General features: G+C 64.3%; 19 protein-coding genes and 1 pseudogene. 14 read left to right on the plus strand and 6 right to left on the minus strand.

What is annotated here, in order from left to right:
• Window positions 1-126: 126 nt before the first annotated feature.
• From ffh to AC4GYS_RS08585, 4 genes and pseudogenes are all read left to right on the plus strand, one after another.
• Window positions 127-1,602, plus strand: a complete 1,476-nt coding sequence (gene ffh / locus AC4GYS_RS08570) for a signal recognition particle protein (protein ID WP_491108667.1) — start codon at window positions 127-129, stop codon at window positions 1,600-1,602.
• A 27-nt stretch (window positions 1,603-1,629) separates the two neighbouring features.
• Window positions 1,630-2,082, plus strand: a pseudogene (gene rpsP, locus AC4GYS_RS08575) (30S ribosomal protein S16); the annotation flags it as partial.
• A 230-nt stretch (window positions 2,083-2,312) separates the two neighbouring features.
• Entirely contained in the window at window positions 2,313-2,798 is a 486-nt protein-coding gene (rimM, locus tag AC4GYS_RS08580) for a ribosome maturation factor RimM (protein ID WP_491108668.1), read from the plus strand.
• Between the two features lie 12 nt (window positions 2,799-2,810).
• Window positions 2,811-3,611, plus strand: coding sequence for a hypothetical protein (locus AC4GYS_RS08585; protein WP_491108669.1), 801 nt, complete (start codon window positions 2,811-2,813; stop codon window positions 3,609-3,611).
• On the opposite strand, the gene AC4GYS_RS08590 is transcribed toward AC4GYS_RS08585, so the two are convergent.
• Entirely contained in the window at window positions 3,608-4,582 is a 975-nt protein-coding gene (locus AC4GYS_RS08590) for an NAD(P)/FAD-dependent oxidoreductase (RefSeq protein WP_491108670.1), read from the minus strand. The genes AC4GYS_RS08585 and AC4GYS_RS08590 overlap by 4 nt on opposite strands.
• Before the next feature lie 58 nt (window positions 4,583-4,640).
• Between AC4GYS_RS08590 and AC4GYS_RS08595 the strand changes: the two genes are divergently transcribed.
• Genes AC4GYS_RS08595 through rplS form a run of 3 tightly spaced genes read left to right on the plus strand, consistent with a single transcriptional unit; the run spans window position 4,641 to window position 6,141 of the window.
• Window positions 4,641-4,985, plus strand: a complete 345-nt coding sequence (locus AC4GYS_RS08595) for a hypothetical protein (protein ID WP_491108671.1) — start codon at window positions 4,641-4,643, stop codon at window positions 4,983-4,985.
• Window positions 4,982-5,719, plus strand: a complete 738-nt coding sequence (gene trmD / locus AC4GYS_RS08600) for a tRNA (guanosine(37)-N1)-methyltransferase TrmD (RefSeq protein WP_491108672.1) — start codon at window positions 4,982-4,984, stop codon at window positions 5,717-5,719. Before AC4GYS_RS08595 ends, trmD begins: the two co-directional genes overlap by 4 nt.
• Complete coding sequence (gene rplS, locus AC4GYS_RS08605) at window positions 5,716-6,141, plus strand: 50S ribosomal protein L19 (protein ID WP_491108673.1); 426 nt, start codon at window positions 5,716-5,718, stop codon at window positions 6,139-6,141. Before trmD ends, rplS begins: the two co-directional genes overlap by 4 nt.
• Before the next feature lie 64 nt (window positions 6,142-6,205).
• Here rplS and AC4GYS_RS08610 read toward each other — a convergent pair whose 3' ends face one another.
• Window positions 6,206-8,431: a M20/M25/M40 family metallo-hydrolase gene (locus AC4GYS_RS08610; RefSeq protein WP_491108674.1), complete on the minus strand. Its 2,226-nt coding sequence runs from the start codon at window positions 8,429-8,431 to the stop codon at window positions 6,206-6,208.
• 95 nt (window positions 8,432-8,526) lie between these two features.
• Here AC4GYS_RS08610 and AC4GYS_RS08615 point away from each other — a divergent pair, with 95 nt between their 5' ends.
• From AC4GYS_RS08615 to AC4GYS_RS08630, 4 genes are all read left to right on the plus strand, one after another.
• Window positions 8,527-9,555, plus strand: a complete 1,029-nt coding sequence (locus AC4GYS_RS08615) for an aspartate-semialdehyde dehydrogenase (protein WP_491108675.1) — start codon at window positions 8,527-8,529, stop codon at window positions 9,553-9,555.
• Window positions 9,555-10,016: a GFA family protein gene (locus AC4GYS_RS08620; protein ID WP_491108676.1), complete on the plus strand. Its 462-nt coding sequence runs from the start codon at window positions 9,555-9,557 to the stop codon at window positions 10,014-10,016. Before AC4GYS_RS08615 ends, AC4GYS_RS08620 begins: the two co-directional genes overlap by 1 nt.
• 136 nt (window positions 10,017-10,152) lie before the next feature.
• Window positions 10,153-10,908: an alpha/beta fold hydrolase gene (locus AC4GYS_RS08625; protein WP_491108677.1), complete on the plus strand. Its 756-nt coding sequence runs from the start codon at window positions 10,153-10,155 to the stop codon at window positions 10,906-10,908.
• Between the two features lie 65 nt (window positions 10,909-10,973).
• Window positions 10,974-12,863: a M2 family metallopeptidase gene (locus AC4GYS_RS08630; RefSeq protein WP_491108678.1), complete on the plus strand. Its 1,890-nt coding sequence runs from the start codon at window positions 10,974-10,976 to the stop codon at window positions 12,861-12,863.
• A 134-nt stretch (window positions 12,864-12,997) separates the two neighbouring features.
• Here AC4GYS_RS08630 and AC4GYS_RS08635 read toward each other — a convergent pair whose 3' ends face one another.
• The 3 genes from AC4GYS_RS08635 to AC4GYS_RS08645 all read right to left on the minus strand — a co-directional run bounded on the left by AC4GYS_RS08635 (window position 12,998) and on the right by AC4GYS_RS08645 (window position 15,280).
• A complete protein-coding gene (locus AC4GYS_RS08635; RefSeq protein WP_491108679.1) occupies window positions 12,998-14,074 on the minus strand; it encodes an SDR family oxidoreductase in 1,077 nt (358 codons plus the stop codon).
• A gap of 74 nt (window positions 14,075-14,148) precedes the next feature.
• A complete protein-coding gene (locus AC4GYS_RS08640) occupies window positions 14,149-14,676 on the minus strand; it encodes a hypothetical protein (RefSeq protein ID WP_491108680.1) in 528 nt (175 codons plus the stop codon).
• Window positions 14,677-14,797: 121 nt separating this feature from the next.
• Complete coding sequence (locus AC4GYS_RS08645; RefSeq protein ID WP_491108681.1) at window positions 14,798-15,280, minus strand: peroxiredoxin; 483 nt, start codon at window positions 15,278-15,280, stop codon at window positions 14,798-14,800.
• A gap of 116 nt (window positions 15,281-15,396) precedes the next feature.
• Here AC4GYS_RS08645 and AC4GYS_RS08650 point away from each other — a divergent pair, with 116 nt between their 5' ends.
• The gene (locus tag AC4GYS_RS08650; RefSeq protein WP_491108682.1) at window positions 15,397-15,969 is read left to right on the plus strand and encodes a YqgE/AlgH family protein; all 573 of its coding nucleotides are present in this window, start codon (window positions 15,397-15,399) and stop codon (window positions 15,967-15,969) included.
• A 107-nt stretch (window positions 15,970-16,076) separates the two neighbouring features.
• Window positions 16,077-17,483: an adenosylhomocysteinase gene (gene ahcY / locus AC4GYS_RS08655; RefSeq protein WP_491108683.1), complete on the plus strand. Its 1,407-nt coding sequence runs from the start codon at window positions 16,077-16,079 to the stop codon at window positions 17,481-17,483.
• Between the two features lie 37 nt (window positions 17,484-17,520).
• On the opposite strand, the gene AC4GYS_RS08660 is transcribed toward ahcY, so the two are convergent.
• Window positions 17,521-18,525 carry an aspartyl/asparaginyl beta-hydroxylase domain-containing protein gene (locus tag AC4GYS_RS08660; RefSeq protein WP_491108684.1) on the minus strand — a complete coding sequence of 335 codons (1,005 nt, stop codon included), beginning with the start codon at window positions 18,523-18,525 and terminating at the stop codon, window positions 17,521-17,523.
• Between AC4GYS_RS08660 and AC4GYS_RS08665 the strand changes: the two genes are divergently transcribed.
• A complete protein-coding gene (locus AC4GYS_RS08665; protein WP_491108685.1) occupies window positions 18,524-21,964 on the plus strand; it encodes a TonB-dependent receptor domain-containing protein in 3,441 nt (1,146 codons plus the stop codon). The two genes, AC4GYS_RS08660 and AC4GYS_RS08665, sit on opposite strands and share 2 nt — an antisense overlap.
• Window positions 21,965-22,024 lie beyond the last annotated feature (60 nt).

Consider the following 22,024-nt stretch of genomic DNA (forward strand, 5'->3'; position numbering starts at 1 on the left):
GTTTTCGGCAAGACATCGATGTTCGCCCTTCGGGGTCCGCTGGCCGGTGAGTGTTCACCCGCCGGCGTCGTTTGCGTTGCGGGCCAGGCACCCCACATCGCGGTGGATCATCGCAGGAGCGTTTGAATGTTCGAGTCCCTCAGCGACCGCCTCGGCGGCGTCTTCGACAAGCTTCGCGGCCGTGGTGCGCTGGACGAGGCGGACGTGCGCTCGGCGATGCGCGAGGTGCGGGTAGCATTGCTCGAGGCCGACGTCGCGTTACCGGTCGCCCGCGATTTCGTGGACAAGGTGACGGAACAGGCGGTCGGCCAGGAAGTGCTGCGCTCGGTCACCCCGGGCCAGCAGGTCGTGAAGATCGTCAACGACGCGCTGATCGAGATGCTGGGCGGTGATGGCGCGGACCTGAATGTCGCGGTGGCGCCGCCGGCGGTGATCATGATGGTCGGCCTGCAGGGCTCAGGCAAGACAACCACGACCGCCAAGCTCGCCAAGCGACTGACGGAGAAAGAGCGCAAGAAGGTCCTGATGGCGTCGCTCGACGTCGCCCGCCCGGCCGCGCAGGAGCAGCTGGCGGTGCTTGGGCGGCAGGCGGGCGTCGATACGCTGCCGATCGTGCCGGGCCAGCCGCCGGTCGAGATCGCCGCCCGCGCGCTGCAGTCGGCCAGGCTCCAGGGCTACGACGTGGTGCTGCTCGATACGGCAGGACGCCTCCACGTCGACGACGCCCTGATGAGCGAGATGAAGGCAGTCTCGACCGCTTCGAAGCCGGCCGAGACGCTACTGGTGGTCGACAGCCTGACCGGTCAGGACGCCGTCAACGTCGCCAAGGGTTTCGCGGGCGAGGTCGACCTGACCGGCGTCATTCTGACCCGGATGGACGGCGATGCGCGCGGCGGCGCGGCGCTGTCGATGCGCGCGGTCACCGGCAAGCCGATCAAGTTTGCCGGCACCGGCGAGGGCTTGGACGCGATCGAGCCGTTCCACCCGAGCCGGGTTGCGGGCCGGATCCTTGGCATGGGCGATGTCGTCAGCCTGGTCGAGCGCGCCGCCGAGACGATCAAAGTCGAAGACGCCGAGAAGCTCGCGGCCAAGATGGCCAAGGGCAAGTTCGACCTCGACGACCTCCGCATGCAGCTCGACCAGATGAAGCGCATGGGCGGTCTGGGTGCCCTTGCCGGCATGTTGCCCGGTATCAAGGGCATGAAGGGCGCGATGGAAAAGGCGCAGGATGGCAAGGCCCTTGTTCACCTGGAAGCCATGCTGTCGTCCATGACCGCCAAGGAGCGTGCCGCCCCTCAGTTGATCAACGCCAAGCGCAAGATCCGGATCGCCAAGGGCAGCGGTCGGTCGGTGCAGGAAGTGAACAAGCTGTTGAAGATGCACCAGGAAATGGAGACCGCGATGAAGCGGCTCAAGAAGATGGGTGGCTTTGGCAAGCTTGCGGCGATGTTCGGTAAGGGCGGCATGGAAGGCGCCATGGGCGGTCTGCTGGGCCCCGGTGGCGCTGGCGGCCCAGGCGGGATGCCTGGCCTCCCGGGTCTTGGCAGCGGCAATCAGCCGTTCGGCCTGCCGCCTGGTTTCGATAAGTTTGGTAAAAAGTAACAACGACTTACAAGAAGGACTTTAGATATGGCAGTTGCAATTCGTCTCGCCCGTGGTGGCTCCAAGAAGCGCCCCTATTATCGCATCGTCGTTGCCGACTCGCGCAACGCCCGCGACGGCCGCTTCATCGAAAAGGTCGGCACCTACAATCCGCTTCTCGCGAAGGATTCGCCCGAGCGCGTGAAGCTCGACAACGATCGTATCTCGCACTGGCTGAGCGTTGGTGCGCAGCCGTCGGACCGCGTTGCGCGCTTCCTCGACGCCGCCGGCATCAAGGAACGCGCCGCTCGTTCCAACCCCAAGAAGGGTGAACCGGGCGAGAAGGCGAAGGAGCGCGCCGAGGAGCGTGCGACCAAGCAGGCCGAGGCTGCCGAGGCCGCTGCCGCCGCCAAGGCCGAAGCCGCTGCTGCTCCGGTCGCCGAGGAAGCCGCTGCTCCGGTCGCCGAAGAAGCGGCTCCTGCCGAGACTGCCGAAGAAAGCGCTCCGACCCAGCCCAAGCCGGCCGAAGGTGCCGCAGAGGAAGCTCCAGCCGAGGAAGCTTCGGCTCCGACCCAGCCGGAACCCGCCGAAGGCGCCGACGATGCGGCTCCGGCCGAAGGTGCTGAGAAGGCTGAAGGTTAAGATCGTTTGTCGACCTTGCTCGGCGCGAGCGGTGAAGGGCCAACGCCCTCTCCCGGTCGTGTCGGGCATCGTCGATCCACGGTGTTGCTTTGACTGAACCCCGCATCGCCCTCGCCGCCGTCGCGGGTGCCCACGGCATCCGGGGCGAGCTGCGCCTCAAGCTCTTCACGGACAGTGCGGCCAACCTCGCTGGGCACAAGACCGTCTTCGTCGGCGGCCGGGAAATGCAGCTGCAATGGGCCAGGGAGGGCGGCAAGGTTGCGATCGCCCGCCTAGCCGGGGTCACGACGCGAGAAGCGGCCGAGGCCCTTCGCGGTTCGCTGGTGGAGGTCGCTCGCGATAGCCTGCCGCCGCTGGACGAGGGCGAATATTATCACGCCGACCTGATCGGCCTGCCGTGCGTCGATGGGGAGGGGCGGCCGCTCGGTACCGTGTCGGCGGTGGAGAACTTCGGGGCCGGCGATCTTATCGAGATCGAGAAGCCCGACGGCAAGCGGGCGCTAGTGCCGTTCAAACCAGGCATCGCAGACCTGATCGACGGCAGGGTCACCGTCGATCCTGAATTCCTCGCCTGAGCCACTTTCCACGTGTCCAGCCAGAGTTATCGCAATCCACTGGCCCTCGCCGTCTACCTCCTGCTTCTGGCGATCGGCGCAGCCATGGCATTGCTATTCCTGGAGGCGGCCTTCCGACCCACTGGCAACGCGACCGTGCGGATGTGGGGACAGCGCTTGCCCGTCCCCTGGGAACAGGCCCGCTGGGGCTTCGGGATCATCGGCGCATCGCTCCTCCTGCTGCTCGGACGGAGCGGTGTAGCAGCGGTTCGCGGGCACCTTGCGCAACCATCAAGGCCTGCCGAAGCTTCGCCGGGGTTGCAACCTGGGGAAGTCACGCAGTGGTCAGGGCGGTTGGGCTGGCGCAGCTTGCGGCGGGAGCACGCGATCGTCGCGGCAATGATTGCGCCTACTCCGCTTCCCCTTATTCTCGCTCTGAACTGGGTCGTGTCGGGAGTGCCGTCGCGAGTGGGTGGCACGCAAGGTGCGCTCTTCCAGTTTGCCGTAAGTGGAGGGTTCCTGCTGGCCCTCGGCCCGCTTGCCGTTTGGCCTCTCTGGTCGGTGCTGTTCAAGGACAATCGCTGGCTGCATTCAATCTTTGGTACGATGGTCGTGACTGACCGGCGCGTTCTGTGGCAGCGCGCCTTGGACGGGCGGATCGCACACGAGATCGAGATCGGCGCGGTCGAAGACGCGGTGGTGGCGGAACGCACGCGCGACCGCGGCGAGGTCCACCTGACTGTCCGGGTGCACAAGGCTAGAGTGGAGGAGCAGGTTCTCGCCGGCGTGCCCGATCCCGACGGTTTCGCTTCGGCGCTGCAGCCCGGGGCCTAACCTTCTCCAACCTCCGCGGTCTCAAGCTGCGTCTCGGTGAGGCACGGTTCGCGCAGCATCGGCGACCTGGCCGCCAGATCGTTGCGGATGGTGGTGGCAGCCTGGCCGCCTTCGCCCATGGCGTGGCTGATCTGGTCGAGGCCATGGACCACGTCGCCGGCGGCGTAGAGCCCTTCGACAGACGTCCGCATCTTTTCATCGCACAGGAAGCAGCCATCCTCCGCCACCTTGGCGCCGACCATCTCGCCCAGCGTGGTGTGGGTGTCGGAGCCGAGCGCCGGGTAGATGCTGTCGAAGGTGAGCAGCCCTTCGGCCGTGTCCACCGTGATGCACTCACCCGTGACGCCGACCGCCTCGGCGGGGCCATCGACGATCTTGACCCCCGCTGCATCCAGCCGGGCGCGCTCGTCGCCGCTGATCTCCATCGCCCGATCAGGGGCGATCAGCGTCACGTCGGCGGTGTAGCTGCGCAGAAAGATCGCCTCGCCGACCCCGCCCTTGCCGGAGCCGATCACCCCGACCTTCTTGTCCGTGACCTCGTAACCGTCGCAGATCGGGCAATAGCGGATAAGGCCGCGGGCCATGGCGTCGTCGTGTAATTCAGGATCCATTGGCGGACGGCGGTTTGTCAGGCCTGTGGCAAGCAGAACCGTTTTGGCCCGGTGGGGTCCGCCGCCCCATTCGGCGGTGAACAGCCCATCCTCGTCCTTGTCGAGCCGGGTCACGCGACCGTCCTCGATCTTGGCACCGTACTTCTGCGCCTGTTCTCGCATCAGGCGAAGCAATTCCTTGCCGTTGATGCCGTCAGGATAGCCGGCGTGATTGTGGCTGCACGGAATCCATGCCGCCCGGCTGTCCCCTCCGTCCACCACATGGATGTCGAGGTGAAACCGGGCGAGATAGATGGCTGCGGTCAGTCCTGCCGGACCGCCGCCGATGATCAGGCAATCATATGGTGCGTTTGTGGCCATGCCAGCGCAATGAGCGGGGCGCTTGGCGGTTCCGCCTGTGCTGCCCTAAACGGGCAAGATGCACGACACGATCTATCTCGTCATCCGGTGGGAAGCCTGGATCGCCTTGGTGTTCTTCACGCTGCTGCTGACAGTCGGAAGCCTGTTTTTGCTCGGTCACCGAAAGCCGGATTGGTCCGCCACCCGTCGCCGTTTCTTCGCCGCGCTGGTGGCGCCGGGGCTCATTCTGGCCAGTACCGCCGCCACCGTCGTCGTGCTGGGCACCGATGCGCGCGACGGCTGGGGAGACCTCATCCGGGCGGCAGTATTCACGGGGGCCGCCCAATTTGCCGCCGTCAGCCTCGTGGTCGGCCTGCTCACGGGCTGGCTGGTCGATCGTCTGACCGCGGATTCAAAGGCGTGACGTTCCGCGCGTCCGTCCTGACGCTCTACCCCGAAATGTTTCCCGGACCGCTTGGCGTCAGCCTGGCCGGGCGGGCATTGGACGAGGGCAGATGGTCGCTCGAAACCCGTAACATCCGGGACTTCGCCTTGGACAAGCACCGCAGCGTGGACGATACGCCCGCCGGGGGCGGGGCAGGCATGGTGTTGAAGCCCGACGTGCTCGCCGCTGCGATCGACAGCGTGACGGATGGCCGGCCGATGTTGGCGATGAGCCCGCGTGGCGCGCCATTGACCCAACGGCGCGTGCGCGATCTTGCGGTGGGGGAGGGCGCAATCATTCTTTGCGGCCGTTTCGAAGGCTTTGACGAGCGGATCTTCGACGCGCGTCCGGTCGAGCCGGTCAGCATCGGCGACTATATCCTCTCGGGTGGGGAATTGGGCGCGATGGTCTTGCTCGACGCTTGCGTTCGGCTGCTTCCCGGAGTAATGGGCGCGGCCTCCAGCGGTGAGGAAGAGAGCTTCGAACAGGGGCTGCTCGAATATCCGCATTATACCCGACCCGTCATCTGGGAAGGACGCACGATCCCCGAAGTGCTGCGATCGGGGGATCATGCGAAGATTGCCGCGTGGCGACATGCCCAGGCAATCAAGGACACACGGCTAAGGCGGCCGGACCTGATCGAGCGCCATGGGGGCGCATCGCAGGCACCGCCCTCTGGCGCGCGGCAACGAAACGAAGGTACAGACAAGTGAATCTGATTGAGACCATCGAGCGCGAGCAGATCGAGGCCCTGACCCAGACCCGCGCGATTCCCGAATTCCGCCCCGGCGACACGCTGCGCGTAGGCGTGAAGGTCGTCGAAGGCGACCGCAGCCGCGTCCAGAATTTCGAGGGTGTCTGCATCGCCCGCGCCAACAAGGGCATCAACAGCAACTTCACCGTCCGCAAGATCAGCTTTGGCGAGGGTGTCGAGCGCGTCTTCCCGCTCTACTCGCCGATCGTGGATTCGATTGATGTTGTCCGTCGCGGCGCCGTTCGCCGTGCCAAGCTCTACTATCTGCGCGGCCGCACCGGTAAGTCGGCCCGTATCGCCGAGCGGCGCGATCCCCGTCGCAACGAGGCGAAGGCCGAGGCTCCGGCCGCCGCCCCGCAGAGCGAGGCTGCCGAAGCCTGAGCTTTACGAACCGCAGTTCGAAAGAGGGCCGTGCCGCAAGGTGCGGCCCTTTTTTCGTTTCGGCTCAGAGCCGCAGGCGGTTCACCAGGACGGTGGCGTCCGGAAGATATTGCGGGCGCGCGTTGGCCGGCCGGGCTGCGGCAAGCGGCCTCGCACTCGCCGGCAGGCTCCAGCGGGTCCCCACCAACATGAGCTCCAGCGGAGCGTTGCCGCGCAACTGCACCTCCATGACCGCGCCGTCACAGCTCCGCCCGGTACAGGACAGGCTGGCGATCGGTCCGGTCGCGCTAGGGTCGAAGCGGCGGAGCCGCCGTGGTGTTCCGGCGGCGACCACGGGCGCACCGGGGTCGGCAATCATGGTCAGGTTGTCCGCGCCGTTGGGCTGCAATCGCACTCTCACGAGCCGCCCGCCCGGCACGGGCGCCGTGCCGGCCAATGTCACTCGCGGCTGCACCAGACCCGCCTCCGGCCGCGCCGGAGCCACCCAGCGAAGCCGCCGGCCCAGGGCTGGCACCAGCTGCTGTTCCCATCGCCCAAACCGCTCGAATACGGCCGGCAGCGGCTTGCGGTCGTTGACGATGGACCAGATTGGCTGCGGCGAGCGCTCGTCAACAACATATTGCAGCGTCCACTGCTGCTGCCGATCGGCCGAGTAGGCCGGCACAGTCGCCGCGATTACCCAACCGCCGAGAATGAGGACAGCGGCCAGGATGGTGGCCATCTTCCGTCCCCCGTCCGCCAGCAACGGACGTGCTTCGATCAGCCAGGGCAGCAGGACCAGCGCCCCCAGCGGCGCAAAGGCCCACATCGGCCCGCCATTGAGCAGTTCCTCCAGCAGCCCCAGCATTGCGCCCAGCGTCAGGAACAGCAACAGCGCCGCGATCACTGCGGCGATCGTCTCGCCGCCCTTCCACCAGCGGCCGATCATCACGCCGAGGGTCATAACCAGCAGCGGGAAGATGAAATAAACGATCCCTCCCGGTGCGAGCGCCAGCACCGTCAATCCCACGGCGCCGAACACCGACCAGAAAGCGACGCGCAGCTGCGCAACATCTAACCGCCGGGCTGCCGTGAACAACAGCAGCCCCACACCGATCACGCCGCCATAAACCGCCAATTCCGTCCAGACGGGATGGGCTCGCCAGAACTGCCCGGCGCGCAGGCCTCCGACGAGGCTGAGGCCAAGCCAGGCCAGGCCCGTTCCAAGTGCTATCGCCGTCAGCAACAGGGGCAGCCCGAGCAGCGCGCGCCGCCGCCAAACGGCCACCGCCGTAATCAGCACACCGCCGCCCAGCAGAGCGGCGCCCAGCCAGACGGGCAGCGTCCACAAGCTAAGTCCCGGTACGCTCATGAACAGCCACTCGCCCGCTTCCGTCGCGGGAGCTGGTCCACTCGCCAGCGACCGGGCCAGGTTCAGCGTCTGGTCGCCCATGTGTTGCAGGGTGCGAAGGTCCATCGCCGTCAGGTCGTCGCCTGCCGAATGGTAGCGTGTCTCGTTGCCGACCGGCGCCAGGTTCAGCGTCAGCCAGCCGCGGTCCTCGAATGTGTTGACGTCCGTGTAATTGGGCAATTGCCGATAGGCGCTCACCGCCAGGCTGTTGGCGACCGGATGGTCGACCGATCGCGCGAACACCCGCACCGCCGCCGGGTTCGGAACGCTGGTTTCGAACATGTTGACCGGCCCGCGAACGCCACGCGCCTCGAGGTTGATCAGGCTATCCACCCGGGAAGCGAGCGGATCGCCGTCAAGGAAGGCTCGTGCACCCACCAGGCCGAGCTCCTCGCCCTCGTTGAACAGCAGGGTTACCGGCCGGGCCAGCGGCGCATCCCGCAAGAGCGCCGCCACCTCCAGCATGGTCGCGACGCCCAGGCCCGCGTCCGATGCGCCAGGGCCGACCGGCACGCTGTCGTAGTGGGAGTTGATCAGCAGGTGGCGTCCGTTCGCCGGCCCCAGCGTCACCAGCACGTTTCGCACGCGCGCGCACGACGTGCCGCGCTGCTTCATCAATTCGTTACAGGCAAAGCGGTCGTCTACCCGCGGCTGCAGCCCGATCGCGCGTAGCTCGGCTACCAGCCGGTCGCGCACCCCGTCGCCCGCCGCGGTATCTGCCGGGTGCGGCAGTTGATCGGCAAGCACCCGAGCCAGCCGCGCCTGGGCCCGCCCGGCGTCGAACTGACCAGGCGCATTGCCGGCGCGTACCTCCGGCGGGGTCGTCAACCGATGGGTGACGCCCATCGCCAGCAGCAACCCCGCGACGATCGCCACCAGCCACCACGCCCGCTGCCCCATCCTCGCCCCCGCCTTGTGCTGACCGTCGCCGGAGCCATATCGCGGACGGCGGTCCCGTGATAGGGCGCCTGCCAGCACCTCAGGAGTATGGATTGATGGGTTACCGGGTCGCCGTCGTCGGAGCGACGGGCAATGTCGGGCGCGAGATGCTCAACATCCTAGCCGAGCGGCAGTTTCCGCTCGACGAAGTCGCCGCGGTCGCCAGCGCGCGATCGACCGGGGACATCATCGATTTCGGAGATTCGGGCGAGACGCTCAAGGTCAAGAACCTCGAGCATTTCGACTTCGAAGGCTGGGACATGGCGTTGTTCGCGATCGGCTCGGAGGGAAGCAGGCTACACGTGCCCCGGGCCGCACAAGCGGGCTGCACCGTGATCGACAATTCGTCGCTCTATCGCATGGACCCCGACGTGCCCTTGATCGTGCCGGAGGTGAACGCGGATGCCATCGCCGGCTATCGGGCCAAGAACATCATCGCCAATCCCAATTGCTCCACCGCGCAAATGGTCGTCGCCCTGAAGCCGCTGCACGATGCGGCTGGGATCAAGCGGGTCGTGGTTTCCACTTACCAATCCGTTTCCGGGGCCGGAAAAGCCGGTATGGATGAGCTATTCGAGCAAAGCCGCAACATCTTCGTCGGCGACGGCACTGCCCCGGCAAAGTTCACCAAGCAGATCGCCTTCAACGTCATTCCACACATCGACAGCTTCCTCGACGACGGCTCGACGAAGGAAGAATGGAAGATGGTGGTCGAAACCAAGAAAATCCTCGATCCGAAGATCAAGGTTACCGCCACCTGCGTCCGGGTCCCGGTGTTCGTCGGCCATTCGGAAAGCGTGAATGTCGAGTTCGAGCGCGAGATCGGCGCGGAGGAAGCCCAGGCCATCCTGCGCGAGGCGCCCGGAATCATGCTGGTCGATAAGCGCGAGGATGGGGGCTACGTCACCCCGGTCGAATGCGTCGGCGATTACGCGACGTTCGTCTCCCGAGTGCGGGAGGATCCGACGGTGGAGAACGGCCTGAATTTCTGGGTAGTCAGCGACAACCTCCGCAAGGGTGCCGCGCTCAATGCCGTGCAGATCGCCGAACTGCTCGGCCGCCGACACCTCAAGAAGGCGGCGTAGTGACGGTAGCTGGGGCAGGTGTTGGCGGAGGGTGCGCGTGTGGCCGGGTCCGCTTCCAGGTGATCCTGCCGCAGCAGCCCCACGCCTATCTCTGCCATTGCCGGATGTGCCAGCGCGCGAGTGGGAATGTTAGTCTGGCGATGGTGGGGGTTCGACAGGATGACGTCAGCTGGAACCGGGAGCCGGACTGGTTCCATAGTTCGCCGATCGCGCAGCGGCCGTTCTGCTCCGCATGCGGCACCAGTCTTGGCTTTCGTTACGTCGATGGCACCGACAAGATGGACTTGACCGTCGCGGCCTTCGACGATCCGTCCATTTTCACGCCGCAAAGCCACTTCGGCGCGGAAAGCATGCACCGCGCTTGGCTCAACACCGAAGGACTGCCGGAAACGCGCAGCGACGAATATCAGGCACTGCAGGATCGGTGGCGCAACGCAGGGGCGGAACCGCCGGCAGGCTGATTGCAAAGTAAGGCTTGCGCTGCCATCGCCCGGACATGCGAACGACCTTGAGCACTGTCTGCCCTGGCCTCGATCTCGACTGGAGAAGGCGAACCCTTGGGGGACGTGGTGTCCAAATTGTCCAAGTTGAAAACCGATGAGTGACGTCTCCATCCATCATTGGACTGCCTCTGACGGCGTCGACCTTGTGTGGCGGGAGACGGGGCAGGGGCGTCCCATCGTCCTCCTTCATGGCCTGTTCTCCGACGCGCAGATGAACTGGATCAAGTTCGGCCATGCGGGCAAACTCGCGGACGCGGGCCGGCGGGTGATCATGCCAGATCTTCGCGCGCACGGCCTGTCCGGCAAGCCCCATGACCCGGCCAGTTATCCGCGCGGCATCCTGGGGCGCGACCTAGCGGAGCTGGTCGCGCAGCTGAGGCTCGACGACTTCGACTTGGGCGGCTTCTCGCTAGGTGCGCGGACCACCGTGCAAGGGGTAGGCGAGGGGCTCGCGCCTGCAAACGCGGTGCTTGCCGGCATGGGCCTCGAGGGCCTGGGCGGGTGGCTGAAGCGCAAGGACTTCTTCCTCGAGGCGCTCGACCTCTATGACAGCGCGAGCCGGGGCGATCGGCACTGGATGGCGATCCAGTTCATGAAGACCATGAAGGTTGATCGCGACGCGGCCCGCCTGCTGCTGGGAACGTTCGAGGATGCAACGCCGGAATGGCTGGCGGCCTTCACCATGCCGACGCTGGTGCTTTGCGGTAAGGATGACAATGACAACGGCTCGGCGCCGCGCCTCGCCGAGGCGCTTCCCAGCGCGCACTATCAGCAGGTGCCCGGTACGCACATGAGTTCGGTGGCCGAACCTGCTTTCGGGGACGAACTCGTCCGCTTTCTCGCCTCTTGACGCTGCATTGGCGGTGGCGCAGTCCGCTGCCACGCGAACACTCTTGTATGAGGTTATCAACGCCCATGAAATTCGCTGCTTCCGTTTCGCTCGCCGCCCTTGCCCTTGCCGGCTGCGCCACTGTCCCAGCGTCGCAAATGGATGCCGGCGCTTCGACCGCCACCGCTGGCAATGATGCGCCGGGCACGACCGACGCGCCGCCCGCGGGCAGCTATCCGTCCACTCCGGAGGGAGCGCGCCAGTTCGTCGCCGCGGTGGAGAAGGACCTGTTTGACCTCAGCGTCATCGGTGGTCGCGCGGCTTGGGTGAACGCCACCTACATCAACGACGACACCGACGCGCTCGCTGCCTATTTTGGAACCATCGGCACCGAGAAAGGCGTGCGCTACGCCAAGGAAGCGGCGCGTTACGCAGCGGTACCCGGCCTTGATCCCGATACCGCGCGCAAACTCAACATCCTGCGCGGCGCGCTGGTGCTGGCGGCCCCGACCACGGATGGCGCCGCGGCCGAACTCAACACCATCACCACGCGTCTCCAGTCGACCTATGGCAAGGGCCGCGCGACGCTCAACGGCAAGGAGATCACGGGCGACGTTGCCGAGGAACAGATGGGCGAGCTGCGCAATCCGGCGCAGCTGCAGGAGGTCTGGACCAGCTGGCACAACAATGTCGGCCGCCCGATGCGGCAGGACTACACCCGCATGGTGGAGATCGCCAACGCCGGCGCCAAGGAACTCGGCTATGCCGACACTGGCGCCATGTGGCGTTCCAACTACGACATGAGCCCGCAGGAATTCTCGGCCATGTACGACCGGCTGTGGGGCGAGGTGAAGCCGCTTTACGACCAGCTCCATTGCTACACCCGGACCAAGCTCAACCAGAAGTACGGCAATGCGATCCAGCCCGCCAACGGCCCGATCCGCGCCGATCTGCTCGGCAACATGTGGGCGCAGGAATGGGGCAACATCTACGACGTCGTCGCGCCGCGCGGGGCCGGAGACATCGGCTATGACCTGACCGAGCTGCTGGTCGCGAAGAAGACCACCCCGACCGAGATGGTTCGGATCGGCGAGCGCTTTTATACCTCGCTTGGTCTTCAGCCGCTTCCCGAAACCTTTTGGCAACGATCCCAGATCGTCCGTCCGGAAGGCCGGGAAGTGGTGTGCCACGCTTCGGCCTGGGACATCGACAACAAGGACGACCTGCGCATCAAGATGTGCACCAAGGTCAATGCCGATGACTTCGTGACGATCCATCACGAGCTTGGCCACAACTATTATCAGCGGGCCTATAACCAGCAGCCCTATTTGTTCCTCAACGGCGCGAACGACGGCTTCCATGAAGCGATCGGTGATTTTGTCGCGCTGTCGGTCACGCCCGATTATCTCGTGCAGATCGGACTGCTTGACCGCAACAAGGTGCCGGACGCTTCGAAGGACACCGGGCTATTGCTGCGTCAGGCCATGGACAAGGTGGCGTTTTTGCCGTTCGGCCTGATGGTCGACAAGTGGCGGTGGGGCGTGTTTGACGGCTCGATCCCGTCGACCGGCTACGAGGCTGGGTGGAACCAGCTGCGGCTGCAGTATCAGGGGATCACGCCGCCGGGCCAGCGGTCCGAAGCGGATTTCGATCCCGGTGCGAAGTTCCACATCCCGGGCAACACGCCTTACGCCCGCTACTTCCTCGCCCGAATCCTGCAGTTCCAGTTCTACAAGGCGGCCTGCGACATGGCCGGCTGGAAGGGTCCGCTGCATCGCTGCTCCTTCTACGGCAACAAGGAAGTGGGTCAGCGTTTGAACGCCATGCTGGAGATGGGCGCATCGAAGCCGTGGCCCGACGCGCTTCAGGCCTTCACCGGCACCCGCGAGATGTCCGGCAGGCCCATGCTGGAATATTTCGCGCCGCTGCAGCGGTGGCTGGAACAGCAGAACCGCGGCAAGCAATGCGGGTGGTAGGCTGAAGGCCCGACCCAAGCGGGAACTGCGCAGCAGGTCTGCTTGGTGGAGAGAGCCGAAAGGCCGGCCAGCCTGCCGTGAAAGCGGACAGGACTGACGTCACGGGGTTCATCCCCGTGACGGCCTCGCTTACCTTAGGCTGTCATCCCAGCGGCTCTGATCCGCCGCTCGGCATCGCGCGCTCCGATGTCCTTCCGACCCCGCTGACCAAGTGCCCAGGCCGCACCGCCGATCGCCGCAGCAACCCCGCCCACGATCGCGCCTGCCGCAAGCGGGTGCATCTGCGCCTCGAGATAGAGCGACGTGCGGCGCTTGAACGGGTCCTGGTTGCTTTCCGTTCGGCCATCGACCCGCGGCTCGAACAGATTGTCGCTGGTACCCGGTGCGGGCGGTACATCGGTTGTCTGCATGACCTCGTCGCCGATGAGCTGCATTCCCTTGTCCGCCAGTCGCGGCAGGGACGGGGCCAGGGTGGTCAATGCCAGGCCCCCGCCGCCGACGATCAACTGGCGCCGGCGGTGGGCGGCGGCGAAACAGATGGCCTTGGCGACCAGCTCGACATGATACAGCGGCTGGGGCAGCCGGGCGGGCCGATCCAGCTTGTTGCGGGCATGTTCCGGATAGGGCGTGTCGATCGCCGCCGGCTTGATCAGCGTCACCGAGATCGGTGCGCCTTCATCCTCCAATTCCATTCGCAACGCGTCGGTGAACTGCATGACCGCAGCCTTCATGGCGCAATAGGGACCTTGCAAGGGGATGGCACGGTTGGACAGGACGGACCCGACATTGATCAATGCGCCGCCGCCTTGGCGCAGATTGCGGACCGCGACCATGCTGCCCTGTACCAGCCCGAAATAGCCGACATCGAAGACCCTGCGATGTTCTTCCAGCGTGACCTGCTCCAACCGGGCGTACATCGCCGCGGCCGCGTCGTTCACCCAGCTATCGATCCGGCCGAAGCGCTCCACCGCTTTTGCGGCAAGCTCGTCCGCCGCACCGTCATCGGCGACGTCGAGGTCGATCGCCGTGGCCTCGCCACCCTTGTTGCGAATGCCGACCACCGCCTCGTCGAGCGCCTCGGCGTTGCGCGCCGCCAGAACGACCCTAGCACCCGCCGCCGCCGCCCGGCGGGCCGTGGCAAGACCGATGCCGCTCGACGCACCCGTGATCACCATCACCTGTTCGCCAAGGAGCTTCAGTGTTGCAGCCATGTCGTGCTTTCCTCTCTCGCTCAAAAAAGAAGGGACGCCGAAGCGCCCCTTCCGTTCAAGCGTTCGAGGAAGGTTTAAGCTCCGTAAGCGATCGCCCCGGTCTTGCTTTGATCTTCGGCGGTCTGGTCGAGGCCGGTGTTGCCCTTGGCCGACGAAGTCTGGCGACTTGTGTCGCTCGACTTGGACGGGCTCTTCGAACCGCTGACCGAGTCCGACGCGCCGCTCTTGAGAGCAGACGGGCTGCTGCCGCCCGAGCCCGCCCCAATACCCGCAGCGCTGCTCGGGTTGGTGCTGCTCGTCTCCAGACTGCTGTCCTGGGTGCTGAGGCTGGGGCTGCTCGATGCCCCTGCGGCCTCGCCTCGCTGCGACTCACCGTCCGACTGCTGACCCCATTTCATGGACGACCCGGTGTCCGAGTGGGTGTTGCGGCGCGAAAAGAAGAAGGCACCGGCTGCGGCAGCGACGGTTGCAACGGCGGCGGTGGTGTAAGGACGGTCCTTGACGGCTTGTCCGATGCTTCCGAAGCGATTGCCTTCAAATCGGCCGCGCTGGTCGCGGCTCTGGTTTTCGTTTCGATTACTTGGGTTGCGGGTGTTGGCCACGGTCAGGCTCCTTAAATGACGCAAGGATTTGCTGACCTGCCCAACGTCCAGCGACGCCCGTCGTTGCATCCGCTCTCGCCAGGGAGAGCGGATGCCGCGACGGGGCGGTGCTAGTGTTCGCTTACAATTGGCCCAGCATGGTTTCGGCGCTGGACGCCTGATATTCGCCCGGCGCTTCCACGTTCAATTGCTCGACCACGCCGTCGTTGACGATCATGGAATAACGCTGCGAGCGGACCGACCCCATGCCGAACTTGCTGCCGTCCATTTCCAGGCCAAGCGCTTGCGCCAATTGCCCGTTGCCGTCGGCCAGCATGGTGATGTCCTCGCTGCCCTGTTCCGTGTTCCAGGCGCTCATCACAAAGGCGTCGTTGACGGACGTGCAGGCGATCTCATCGACCCCCTTGCCCTTCAAGTCCGCGGCCTTCTCGACGTAGGAGGGCAAGTGCTTGGCCGAGCAGGTCGGCGTGTAGGCGCCCGGCACCGCAAACAGCGCGACCTTCTTGCCGCCGAAATATTCCGTGGTGGTCGTCGGCCGCGGCCCTTCGCTGGTGGCGATGGTCAACGGAACTTCCGGCAGCTTGTCGCCGACTTTGATGGTCATGATTGGAACTCCCTTGGTGAACGATTGTCGGACCGGGCGATAAGCGCGCCGCGACGTCGTCACAAGGACCCCGTGTTCCCTTGCGGCAAAGTCCTTGGGGCGGCATGAGATGGCGAATGGACCAGCCGCGTTTCCTGTCCGGCAAGTTGTTGCTCGCAATGCCGGGAATGGCCGACCCAAGGTTTGAACGAGCGGTGATCGCAGTCTGCGTCCATGACGAAAATGGCGCGGTCGGAATCGGCATCGGCCACAAGCGCGCCGGCCTCAAGTTTCGCGCCCTGCTGAAGCAACTTGACCTCGACCCGGGCGAGGCGCCGGATTGTGCCGTGCATCATGGCGGACCGGTCGAGCCGGGCCGCGGTTTCGTGCTGCACTCAACCGACTGGGGGGGCGAGGATACGCTGCAGGTGAATGGGCAGGGCGGCCCGCTGTGCGCAATGACCGGGACCATTGATGTGCTGCGTGCGATTGCGGAGGGGCGCGGTCCGAGACACTGGTTGATTTCGCTTGGCTATGCCGGCTGGGACAGCGGGCAACTGGAGGACGAAATGACCCGCCACGGCTGGTTCACCGCCAATGGTCAGCCCGCGCTGTTGTGGGACACACCGACGGATGAACGCTGGGCAGCGGCCTTTCGGGGCGAAGGCGTCGATCCCCGCCTGCTTAGCAGCGAGACCGGCGCAGCCTGACAAGAGCATATAAAGCTTTCTTTATATGACCTGCTGCGCTAGGGGCGCGGGCGATCGGCCGCTGCTCGTTGCTAGCGGCCCTATTGGCATGTTTTGGAGATCTAACCGTGGCCACCCAGACGCTTGAGCGCGATTACCTCGTCAAGGACCTGTCCCTCGCCGATTTCGGCCGCAAGGAAATCGAAATCGCCGAAACCGAGATGCCCGGCCTGATGGCGCTTCGCGAGGAATATGGCGAGTCCAAGCCGTTGAAGGGTGCGCGGATCACCGGTTCGCTCCACATGACGATCCAGACGGCTGTTCTGATCGAAACCCTCACCGCGCTTGGTGCCGACGTGCGCTGGGCCAGCTGCAACATCTTCTCGACCCAGGACCACGCTGCGGCGGCGATTGCCAAGACGGGCGTGCCGGTCTTCGCGGTCAAGGGCGAGACGCTCGAGGAATATTGGGACTACGTCGTCCGCATCTTCGACTGGGGGCAGGACCAGACGTGCAACATGATCCTGGACGACGGCGGCGACGCAACCATGTTCGCCCTGTGGGGCGCGCGGGTCGAAGCGGGCGAAACGCTCTTTGATCCGACCAATGAGGAAGAAGAGGTGTTCGTCGCCACCCTGAAGCGCTTCCTCCAGGAGCGTCCGGGGTACCTCACCAAGACCGTCCAGAACATCAAGGGCGTGTCGGAGGAAACCACCACCGGCGTGCATCGCCTGTATGAGCTGTCCAAGCAGGGGAAGCTTCCCTTTCCGGCGATCAACGTCAACGACAGCGTCACCAAGTCGAAGTTCGACAACCTCTACGGCTGCAAGGAATCGCTGGTCGATGCGATCCGTCGCGGCACCGACGTGATGCTTGCGGGCAAGATCGCCTGCGTCGCCGGCTTTGGCGATGTCGGCAAGGGCTCGGCCGCTTCGCTGCGTAACGGCGGCGCCCGCGTGCTGGTGACGGAGGTCGATCCCATCTGCGCGCTTCAGGCCGCGATGGAAGGTTATGAAGTCGTCACGATGGAGGAAGCCGCCACCCGCGCCGACATCTTCGTCACCGCGACCGGCAACATGGATGTGATCACGCTAGATCACATGCGCGCCATGAAGAACATGGCGATTGTCTGCAACATCGGTCACTTCGACAGCGAGATCCAGATCGGCGCGCTGAGCAACATGAAGTGGACCGAGATCAAGCCGCAGGTCGACGAGGTCGAGTTCCCGGATGGCAAGAAGCTGATCGTCCTGTCCAAGGGCCGGCTGGTCAACCTCGGCAACGCGACCGGTCACCCGAGCTTCGTGATGAGCTCAAGCTTCACCAACCAGGTGCTGGCGCAGATCGAGATTTGGACCGGCGGCGACAAGTACGGGAAGGACGTTTACGTGCTCCCCAAACATCTCGACGAGAAGGTCGCGGCGCTGCACCTCGACAAGTTGGGCGTGAAGCTCACCACCCTGTCGGATAAGCAGGCGGCGTACATCGGCGTGAAGCCGCAGGGTCCGTTCAAGCCGGAACACTACCGCTACTAACGAACTTCGGAGCGCGCTCGCGTGAGCCCGCCGGGGCTTACGCGTGCGCGTCGAGAATGCTGAACAACGTCGCAACTGCGTCACGCTCGCGGGCATCGAGTTCCGGCCGCCAGATGTCGAAGATCAACAAGAAGCGATCTTCGCTGCTGTTGTTCCACGCCTCATGCTCGACCGAGTCATCGAAAACCAGCAGTTCGCCTTCGTGCCATTCGCGCGTTTCCGGCCCAACCCGGAATCCACAGTCGGGCGGCACGATCAACGGCAAGTGACAGATCAGACGCGCATTCAGCATTCCGTGGTGCGGTGGGATCGACGCTCCGGGCGCAAGGCGGGAAAAGAGGATGGACGGCGCCCGCTTGCCAATTCGGGCAAGCGGCACCTGCTTGAGAGCTTCGAGAGTTTCGGCGAAATGTTGGGCCAGATCGGGCCGGATGTCGCCGTTCTCCGTTAGATAAAAGGTGCTCCAAGCCGGATTGTCCAACAATCCATGATAGCCGCTCGTCGGTCGGGAAGGATCACTGACGAGATAGGGGGCGAATCCTTCTTCGTCTCGTTCCAGCCATGCCTGAAGCTCACCCCTGATGGCCGCCGTCTTCTGCTCAAGCTCTCGGGCCCAGCCAAGCTCTTGACGCTCGTAGTAGGTCCTTTGTGGCAGGTCGGGGTAAAAATAGCTGGTTGGGCGCTGCAGCGACATCTGCGCGTGCGCGCGCCCGGTCAGCAGGTCCAGGGAGCGCTGAAAGCGCGGGGGGCGGACGTTTCGATCGAAACCAGCATCCGCAAGTTTTTGCATCAGCGAAGCTTCAAATCCGCGTTCAAGATTTGCGAGAGATCGTTGCGCCTGCTCGATCGGCGCTTTGAGGGACAGGGCCAGCGGACCTCGCGCGGCTGCGGCAGCAGCCGCTTGAAGCGCTGCACGGTAGAAGGAGGCTGCCTGACGCTCCTGCCCGGCCGCTTGTCGATGGTCGGCCTTCTCGACCAAGGCGGCGATATCCGTCGGATGCTGCTGCAGATGGCGATCAAGATCGGACTCGGTCCTTGGCATGACATTTCCTGGCTGTGCGGAAGGTCGCGTTTTCGCGGATGATCGGGCGAATCTCTATTGTGACATGGATGTCACATTAACGGCGGAAGTGCGTCCTTGGTGCGATAGCCTATTTGCAACAGCCAAGCCTTTGGCCAAAGCCCGCACACCATATTTGGCGAGGAACCCTGCTATGCGCCTTAGTTCGACTGCTTTTTTGACGTCCTCTGCATTTGCGTTGGCCGTAGGCCTTGCGGCTCCCGCCGCCGCCCAGGAAAATCCGGCCCCGGGCACGGACCAGAACACGTCCACCACGTCGACCACCGACAATCCCGAAGCTTGCGCGAATCTGCCCGAGGGCGCGGCTCGCGACAACTGCATCAGCGGTGAAGTTGAGATCGAGTCGGGCCAGGCAGCGACCACGCGTGACGAAATCGTCGTTACCGGCTCGCGTATCCGTCGTCCGAACCTTGAGTCGAACGTTCCAGTGACGTCGATCAGCGTCGAAGAACTTACCAGCCAGGGCGACGTCAACATCGGCGACGCGTTGAACGATCTTCCGGCGATCCGCTCGACCTTCAGCCAGGCGAACTCGACCCGTTTCATCGGTACCGCCGGCGTCAACCTCCTCGACCTTCGTGGCCTCGGCGTCGAGCGCACGCTCACGTTGGTGAACGGCCGTCGTCACGTCACCTATACTCCCGGCGAGTTCTTGGTCGACGTCAACACCATCCCGACCGACCTCATCGAGCGCGTCGACGTGATCACGGGCGGCAGCTCGGCCGTGTACGGCTCCGACGCCGTTGCTGGCGTCATCAACTTCGTTCTCAAGAACGATTTCGAGGGTATCAAGCTTCGCGGCCAAGGCGGCATCTCCAGCCGTGGCGATCGCGGGATCCAGTCGATCTCGCTGACCGCTGGCAGGAATTTCTTCGACGATCGCGCCAACGTCGCGATCAACCTTGAGTATGTGAATGCGGAAGAGCTTCGCTTCACGGACCGTGACAGCCTGACGGGCGCTTTCAGTGGCCGCTGCCAGTTCAACACGGCTGAGCCGACCGCGGGTGAGCCGCAGGCGGGTGACGGCGTTCCCGATCAGCAGTTTTTCTGCGGCGTGCGCAACTTCACCACCTCGGATGGCGGTACGGTCACGGCGGGCGGTGTTGGAGTGTTTGGACCGACTAGCCCCAACTATCCGGTTTCCTGTACGAACCCGGCAATCCTTGCCAACCCGACGCTCGCAGCGCGTTGCTTGTTCCCGGGCACTCCGCAGGGCCAGCCACGGGTTGTCAACTTCCGTCCGGACGGAACCGCTTGCGAAGTCATTCCGGCGCTCGATTTCCGTCCGTTCGGATCCAACAACTACATCGCCAATCCCGCCGACACCTGCGCACGCGGGTCGACGCTCCGGAACACTGGACAGCTTGCTCCCGGCTTGGACCGCTACACCGCCAACCTGCTTGCCAGCATGGAAATCACGCCGGCGTTGCAGCCGTTCTTCGAAGCGAAGTTCGCTCGCGTCGATGCAGTTCAGGAGGGTCAGCCCAGTTTCTTCCAGGGCACGTTCCCGCAGTTCTTTGGTGCCGGGCGCGGCATCCGCTGCGATAACCCGTTCCTGACGACGCAGAACATCGAAACCCTTCAAACTATCGGTCGCTGTTTGGGTGGTGCGACGTCGACGGATACCATTCCGCTGTCTCGTTTTAACGTGGACTTTGGCGCTCGTTCGGAGGTCATCCGCCGTGATACCTATCGGTTGGTTGGCGGTATCCGCGGCGACTTCAACGATGACTGGAACTATGAAGTTTCGATCAACTACGGCAAGCTGAAGTCGCGCCAAGACCAGCTGAACGACTTGGTGTTGTTCGACGGTTCGCCTGATTTTAATAATGCCGGTTTCTTGCTCGCAACGGACGCAGTTCGCGATCCTAATACGGGTCAGATCGTTTGCCGCATCAACAGCACCGATCCGACGCAGAACCCTGCCGGGACTGCGGACGACGATGCGGCCTGTGTGCCTATCAACGTTCTGGGCAACGGCGCGCCCAGCCAGGCGGCGCTCGATTATGTCAACACGACCTCGTTCGTGAAGTCCCGCGCCAGCCAGCTGAATATCGTCGGCTATGTCGGTGGCGACTCCTCGCAGCTGTTCGAACTGCCGGGTGGTCCGGTGCGCTTCGTGGTGGGCGGCGAGTATCGTAAGGAAAAGGCTTTCCAGGAAGCCGATCCTCTGTCGGCAAGCGGGTCGACCTTCTTCAACGCCTTCTCGGAATTCGATCCGAAGCCGCTGAAGGTGAAGGAGTTCTTCGGTGAAATCGAGCTTCCGGTTGCGAAGAACATCCCGCTCTTCCACGAGCTGACGTTCACTGCAGCAGGTCGTTGGTCCGACTATAACACGCGGGCTGACAAGACCTTCGCATGGAACCTGAATGGTACTTGGGCTCCGATCCGGGACATCCGCTTCCGCGCGAACTACTCCCGTTCGGTCCGTGTCCCGACTCTGGGTGATCTGTTCTCGTCTCCGTCGCAGAACTTTGCGTTCATCGCAGATCCTTGCGACTTCCGTAACATCAACAGCGGCACCGAATTCCGTCCTGCGAACTGCGCCGCTCTGGGTATTCCGGAAGGTTTCGATAACGTCCCCGCGCGTTCGTTCTCGACTGGGTTCCTGTCGTCCGGCAACCCGCTGCTTGAGGAAGAGGTCGGCAAGTCGCTGACGCTGGGTGCGGTTATCACGCCGCGGTTCATGCCTGGCTTCAGCTTCACCGTGGACTACTACCGCATCCGGGTGAACAACCTGATCTCCGTGCTGTCCGCTCAGCAGATCATCAACGCCTGTGTTGACCTGCCGTCGATCGAGAACCAGTTCTGCCCGCTGATCAGCCGCGACGAAGACTTCTTCTTCGAAGACCCCGCTCTGACGTCGTCGGGCATCAACTTCGCCAAGCTGGAAGCCGATGGCATCGACTTCGAAGTCGGTTATCGCAAGACGTTCGGCAACGGTCACCGTCTGAACTTCCGCGGTATCGCGACCCGGGCGCTGAAGCGTAACAACTTCATCGACCCGTCGCAGCCGGACTTCGCCGATCGGCAGCTGTCCGAACTGGGCGATCCGAAGTGGGCGGCCAACGCCAGCATCACCTACGGCATCGGCCCCGTCGATATCCGCTACTCGCTGAACTACATTGGGAAGCAGACCATCGGCGCCTACGAGAACTACTATTCGGTGCAGGGTCGTCCGCCGCAGAACGCGGATCTTACCGAAGAGCGTTGGTATCCGGATCGGCTCTACCACGCTGCGCGCGTGAACTTTAACGTCGACAAGAAGTTCGACTTCTACGTTGGTATGGACAACATCTTCGACAAGAAGCCGCCTTTGGGTCTGCTTGGCACCGCGGGTGGTGATCCATACGACTCGATTGGCCGCTACCTCTACGCGGGTGCTTCGGTCGAATTCTAATCAAACGTACTTCCGCAAAAGTGGGGGCCGCTTCCATCCGGAGGCGGCCCTTTTTTGTAA

This window comes from Sphingomonas sp. SP1 (genome assembly GCF_058313395.1).